Source organism: Tabrizicola sp. (assembly GCF_051645465.1).
GTDB lineage: Bacteria > Pseudomonadota > Alphaproteobacteria > Rhodobacterales > Rhodobacteraceae > Tabrizicola.
Genome location: NZ_JBOFBI010000130.1, coordinates 1 through 6,419, shown reverse-complemented (window position 1 = coordinate 6,419; position 6,419 = coordinate 1). Strand labels below are relative to the sequence as shown.

Sequence of the window (6,419 nt, the reverse complement as noted above, 5' to 3'; positions counted from 1 at the left end):
ATGCCGCCTTCACCTATACCCGCGCCGGCGGAAACCGCTTCAACACCGAGGAGCGCGGCGCCTGGTATTGCTCATGGGATGTCATGGTGTCTGTCAGCGAAGTGGCCTGGCACCGCACGCGCGAACTCGGATTTACCGGGAGCTTCCATGACAGCGCCCGCTATGTGGAATTGCTGGCGGATTTCATCGGTGTCTTCGACGACATGACCGACGAGGTGGGCCATCCCGCGCTGCATCCCGATCCGGCTGTCGGATATCCCGAGGGCCAGAGCCTCGCCCAACATCTGCGTCGAGCGGGATCCCGCGGTCTGATTTACCCTTCGGTCCGTGCTCCTGCACCGGGCGGGAATTGCCTCGTCTGCTTCGAGCCTCACGCGATCCAGAACGTGCGGCCGGGCGCGTCTTGGGATCTTGTGTGGGATGGGACACCGCACTACTCGATTACGGCTGTTGGTTGACCGGTCAGATTGTGGGCGCCCTTGGATGGCTTGAGAAATGAAAGCACCTGACAGCAACAACCACGACATCACTAACTTGAAGCCACGCGACTATCAGGCGTTCTTTGATGCTTTGGATTCCCCGGCTTCACCGACCGAGGCGTTGCGTGCTGCTTTTCGTCGACGGAAAGACTTCCCTGCTGGTCTTTACGGTATCAAGCAAGCCGACGACTCGTAGTGGTCATCTGTTCCCGTCGATCCACTTCGACATGAGCCCCTTGTCGCGGAAGCATTCCTCCGGAACGGCACGGCGCTTGATCCGTGCAAGCTTCTCCGCGAAGGCTACCTGCTTTGAGGTCGGCAGCCGGTCCATGTCAGATACCGGCTTCAGCTGGGCCTGCGCCTCGATCCAGGCGCTGAGCGACCGACGGTCCTGCTGAACCTCCCAGGGCAGGAGGGTCTGGTTGCGCAGGGCGAGAGACCGCGCATAGGCGATCTGCTTGGCCGTCGCGGGCAGGGCATGCGTGGTGCTGTCCATCGGGAAACTCCCTTGCTGGCTTAATCCTCAATATAGAACATAACGGGAACAAAATCAACTCAAGCGAACGGAACGCACCGGTTCGAGAGGGAGAGAGGGGCCGGGAAAGATCAGGCCTGAGGGTGCCCGAGAGAGGGCGTCCGGGCCTGTCCCTGTCCCCCATTCCGGAGTTTCCCGATGACCTATCTCGCGCCGGTTGCGCCTCCCGTTCCTGTCCCGTCTCGTGATCCCGCGCCCGCGCCCGCGCCCGCGATCCTCGCTGTCGCCGAAGCTCTTCAGCCTGATCTGGCGCAGGGGTTCCAGATCGACGCGCTGCGTCTGCGCCTCGAGATGGAGCGCGCCTTTGGCGGCTCCGATGCCGATGGCGCTTGGGACTGGAAGCTTGCCTATGAGGCGGGCGAGGTGGCGCTGGTCCTCTTCCTGCGGAAATTCGGCCGTGCGCTGCTCGCCCGGGCGGGCTCGCCTCCCGCGCTGCTTCCGATCCTCGCAAAGGTGGCGTGCCTCCTGCCCACGCACACACGCCGCTCGGAGGAGATGGAGCGCTTCCAGCAATTCTCGACTCCGCTGCCCATGGGGCTCGCGGCCTTGGCGGCTGCGCAGATCACCCCGCGTGACCTCGTCCTCGAGCCTTCCGCCGGGACCGGGCTTCTCGCGATCCTCGCCGAGATCGCTGGCGGCAGTCTCGCGCTTAACGAGCTGGCCGACACCCGCGCCGACCTCCTGCGCCTCCTCTTTCCGGAGCGACCCGTCACCAGTTTTGACGCCGCGCAAATCGACGACCATCTGGACGCGGGCGTTCGTCCGAGCGTCATCCTGATGAACCCGCCCTTCTCTGCCGTGGCCCATGTCGATGGCCGGACGACCGAGGCGACAGCCCGTCATCTGCGCTCTTCCCTTGCCCGCCTCGCGCCCGGCGGGCGTCTGGTGGCCATCACTGGCGCCGGTTTCGCGCCGGATGCGCCCGCCTGGGCGGAAACCTTCGGCCGTTTGACCGAGACGGCGCATCTTGTCTTCACCGGCGCCGTCTCCGGTGCCGCATTCGCCAAACACGGCACCAGCTTTGAGACCCGGATCTCGGTCTTCGACAAATGCCGGGGCGGTGAGCGCGGTGGCATAACGGCGGATCTGGCCCGGCCGATGTCCGTCGATGCGCCGCAGCTCCTCGGCCGGATCGTAGCAGAGGTCCCGCCACGCCTCGAGATGGATGCGGGCGTGGGCGCTCAATCGCAGCCCGCTTCCCCTTTCCGGGGACTTCCTCCCCGTGCGTCCGGCCCTGCCGCTCGACCCTTGCGTTCGACGGCAGCGGCCAATGTGGACGTGCATGTCGCCACGCCGGATACGGAGGATCTGGCCTATAGCTTGCGCAAGGCCGCGGACGATCTCGGCGCTGCGCGCCTGTCGGACGCGATCTACGAGACCTTCCGCCTGCAGGCGATCGACATCCCCGGCGCGTCCCCGCATCCGACCAAGCTGGTGCAGTCGGCGGCCATGGCCTCAGTTGCCCCCCCAAAACCCTCCCACCACCCGAAACTCCCCGTGGCCGTCCTGCGCGACGGCCTACTATCCGACGCGCAACTCGAGACCGTGATCTACGCGGGCGAAGCGCATGGCGCGTATCTCGCGGGATCGTGGTGCGTCGATGAGACCGGCGACATGGTCTCGGCCGCGCCCGACGATGCCGCGGACGTCGTCCGCTTTCGCCGCGGCTTCTTCCTTGGCGATGGCACCGGCGCGGGCAAGGGCCGCCAGTCGGCTGGGATCCTGCTCGACAACTGGTGCTGGGGCCGCCGCAAGGCGCTCTGGATTTCAAAGAGCGACAAGCTCCTCGAGGACGCGCAGCGCGACTGGTCGGCGCTCGGCCAGGAGCGGCTGTTGGTGACGCCGCTCTCGCGCTTTGCGCAAGGTCGCGACATCCCGCTCTCCGAGGGCATTCTGTTCACCACCTATGCGACGCTGCGCTCGGAGGAACGCGGCGCCAAGAAGTCCCGGGTCGACCAGATCGTCGATTGGCTGGGTGCGGATTTCGACGGGGTGATCGTGTTTGACGAAAGCCATGCCATGGCGAATGCCGCAGGGTCCAAGGGCGAGCGTGGCGATACGGAAGCCTCGCAGCAGGGCAGGGCGGGCCTGCGCCTGCAACACAAGCTGCCAAACGCCCGCGTGGTCTATGTCTCGGCCACAGGGGCAACAACCGTCCACAACCTCGCCTATGCGCAGCGTCTCGGGCTCTGGGGCGGCGAAGACTTCCCCTTCGCAACCCGTGCCGAGTTTGTGCAGGCCATTGAGGCCGGAGGCGTCGCCGCGATGGAGGTCCTCGCCCGCGATTTGCGGTCGCTCGGCCTCTACACCGCCCGGTCGCTTTCCTACGACGGCGTCGAATACGAAATGCTGGAACATGCGCTGACGCCCGAGCAGCGCGGCATCTACGATGCCTATGCCGGGGCCTTCGCCATCATCCACAACAACCTTGCCGCCGCGATGGAGGCGGCGAACATCACCGGAGATTCTGGCACGCTAAACCGCCAGGCCAAGTCCGCCGCACGCTCGGCCTTCGAGTCCGCCAAGCAGCGCTTCTTCGGCCATCTGCTGACGTCCATGAAAACCCCCACCCTGATCGCAAGCATCGAGGCCGATCTCGCCGCAGGCCATGCGGCCGTCATCCAGATCGTCTCGACTGGCGAGGCGCTGATGGAACGCCGCCTGTCAGAGATCCCGACCGAGGAGTGGAACGACATCCGCGTCGACATCACTCCCAGGGAGTATGTTCTCGATTACCTCGCCCATTCCTTCCCGGTGCAGCTCTATGAGCCCTTCACCGACAGCGAGGGCAATCTATCGTCGCGCCCCGTGGTGCGCGACGGCCAGCCCGTCGAATGCCGCGAGGCCGCCCGCAGGCGCGATGCGCTGATCGAGAGGCTCGCCTCGCTGCCACCCGTGCCGGGCGCGCTCGACCAGATCGTCCAGCGCTTCGGCACCGATCTTGTGGCCGAGGTAACGGGCCGCTCGCGCCGCATCGTGAGGAAAGGCGAGGGCCCTGCCGCGCGCCTCGTCGTCGAAAGCCGGGCGGGGTCTGCCAACCTCGCGGAAACCGCTGCCTTCATGGATGACCAGAAACGCATCCTGATCTTCTCGGATGCGGGTGGCACCGGGCGCAGCTATCACGCGGATCGCGGCGCCAGGAACCAGCGTCTGCGGGTGCATTACCTTCTGGAGCCCGGCTGGAAGGCTGACGCTGCCATTCAAGGATTGGGCCGCACCAACCGGACCAATCAGACGCAGCCGCCGCTCTTCCGGCCCTTGGCCACAGATGTGAAAGCGGAGAAACGGTTCCTATCGACCATTGCGCGCCGCCTTGACACGCTCGGCGCGATCACCCGCGGCCAGCGCCAGACGGGCGGGCAAGGGCTGTTTCGGCCAGAGGACAACCTCGAGTCGCCCTATGCCCGAGACGCGCTGCGCCAGCTTTACCGCCGGATCTATCGCGGCGATGTGGCGGGCTGTTCGCTCGGGGCCTTCGAGGATGCGACAGGGCTCAGCCTGACCGATGACAATGGTCTGAAGGATGACCTGCCGCCGATCACGACTTTCCTCAATCGCCTGCTGGCGCTGACGATCGACATGCAGGCCGTGCTCTTCTCAGCTTTCGAGGACTTGCTCGACCAACGGATCGAGGGCGCCATCGCGGCCGGTGTCTACGACCTCGGCCTCGAGACGCTGCGCGCCGAAAGCTTCCGTGTCACGAACGCTCGCGTCATCTACACCCATCCCGGCTCCGGCGCCGAAACGCAGCTCCTGACTATCGCGGAAAAGCGGCGCAATTCGCCGACCTCGCTCGCGGATGCGCTGGACTGGCTCGACGACCCCAAGGCGCGCCTTCTCGTCAACAGCCGCTCCGGTCGCGCTGCAGTGCTGGTGCCTGCCACCAGCCTGATGCTCGATGATGGCACCATCGAGCCGCGACTGCGTCTAATCCGGCCGACCGAGGCGAGCACAGTTCCGGCCAAGATCATGGACGACACCCACTGGCTGGAAGCCGATCGCGCGGCTTTCGCTGCCGCGTGGACCGCGGAACTGGCCGAGGTGCCCGAGTTCTCTGAATCAACGCTGCACATCGTGGCGGGTCTCCTGCTGCCGATCTGGAAGCAGCTTCCCCAAGATGAAACCCGAGTCTACCGCCTGCAGACCGATGACGGCCAGCGCATCATCGGCCGCCGCGTCTCGCCCGCCTGGGTCGCGAGCACTCTGGCTGATGAGGTTCCAAAGCTCACGGCGGCGCAGGTCCATGGCCTTGTTCTTGAGGGCAAGACGGTCGTGCGCTTGGCTGAGGGGACGGAACTCCATCGCTCCCGCGTCATGGGCGTGAACCGGATCGAGCTGTCGGGCTTCACCGAAGCCGCCAAGGACCGGCTCAAGGCCGATGGCTTCTTCTCGGAGATCATCAGCTGGAAGCTGCGGCTGTTCTGTCCGGCAGACGGGAGCGGCATTGTCGTGCTGGATCGTCTGCTTGCACGGTGTCCTGTGACGGGGCTACATGCACGCAAAGGTTGTTGAGTGTCATGTATTCCGAAACAGACCAATTGATCCGAGCCCTCGCGGAAAATGCCGAAGGCGTCTGTCGCGCTTACCTTCCCGCCGGACGGCGGGAAGGGTCCTACTGGATCGTGGGCGATCTGCGGAACAACCCAGGCCGATCGCTCTTCGTGCGGCTGACCGGGCCCGCGTCCGGGCCAGGTGCAGCTGGCAAATTCACCGACGGCGCGACGGGCGAGCATGGCGATCTTCTCGACATCATCCGCGAAAGGACCGGGATCTCCCGCTTCCCCGATCTCCTGGTCGAGGCCCGGGCGCATCTTGGCCGTCCGCAGCCGGTCCTCCCGGATCGGCCAGTGCCGAAGAAGGCCAAGGCCCCCGGGGGTACATCAGCAGCGGCGGCGCGTTTGTTTGCAGCCTCGATGCCGGTCGCTGGCACGCTTGCTGACACCTACCTCCGCTCTCGGGGCCTGACCCAGGACGGCATGACGAGTGCCCTTCGCTTCCACCCGAAGTGCTGGCATCTGGATGAGGGCCAGACCCGGAGCGTCCGCCGACCAGCGCTGATCGCGGCGGTCACCGATGGGGCAGGGGCCTTGCAGGGTGTGCATCGCACGTGGCTCGCGCCTGACGGCTGCGGCAAGGCGGCAGTCAAGACGCAGCGGCGGGCCATGGGTCACCTTCTGGGCAATGCCGTCAGGTTGACGCTGTGTGATGACATCCTCGTTGTCGGCGAAGGCATCGAGACCATGCTCTCCGTGCGTGAAGCTGCCCCCGGCCTTCCCGTCTGGGCCGCTCTTTCATCGGGTCACCTCGGAGCCGTCCTGCTGCCGGAGGGGTTGCAGCGCCTCTACATCGCCATTGACCGCGATCCGGCGGGGCAGCGCGCGGCGGAAAGGTTGACCGCCAGAGCA

General features: G+C 65.9%; 5 protein-coding genes. 4 read left to right on the top strand and 1 reads right to left on the bottom strand.

Going from position 1 to position 6,419, the window contains the following annotated elements:
* Together ACRCSW_RS08050 and ACRCSW_RS08045 are read left to right on the top strand one after the other, a co-directional pair.
* The coding region (locus ACRCSW_RS08050) for an RES family NAD+ phosphorylase (RefSeq protein WP_438704065.1) at window positions 1–458 on the top strand (458 nt) is incomplete at its 5' end.
* A 37-nt stretch (window positions 459–495) separates the two neighbouring features.
* Window positions 496–675, top strand: coding sequence for a type II toxin -antitoxin system TacA 1-like antitoxin (locus ACRCSW_RS08045; RefSeq protein WP_323034362.1), 180 nt, complete (start codon window positions 496–498; stop codon window positions 673–675).
* A 3-nt stretch (window positions 676–678) separates the two neighbouring features.
* Here the strand turns inward: ACRCSW_RS08045 and ACRCSW_RS08040 are convergent, their stop codons facing one another.
* Window positions 679–975 carry a hypothetical protein gene (locus ACRCSW_RS08040; RefSeq protein WP_438704063.1) on the bottom strand — a complete coding sequence of 99 codons (297 nt, stop codon included), beginning with the start codon at window positions 973–975 and terminating at the stop codon, window positions 679–681.
* A gap of 177 nt (window positions 976–1,152) precedes the next feature.
* Here ACRCSW_RS08040 and ACRCSW_RS08035 point away from each other — a divergent pair, with 177 nt between their 5' ends.
* Both ACRCSW_RS08035 and ACRCSW_RS08030 read left to right on the top strand, forming a co-directional pair.
* Window positions 1,153–5,526 carry a strawberry notch-like NTP hydrolase domain-containing protein gene (locus ACRCSW_RS08035; protein WP_438704061.1) on the top strand — a complete coding sequence of 1,458 codons (4,374 nt, stop codon included), beginning with the start codon at window positions 1,153–1,155 and terminating at the stop codon, window positions 5,524–5,526.
* A 5-nt stretch (window positions 5,527–5,531) separates the two neighbouring features.
* The coding region (locus ACRCSW_RS08030) for a DUF7146 domain-containing protein (RefSeq protein WP_438704060.1) at window positions 5,532–6,419 on the top strand (888 nt) is incomplete at its 3' end.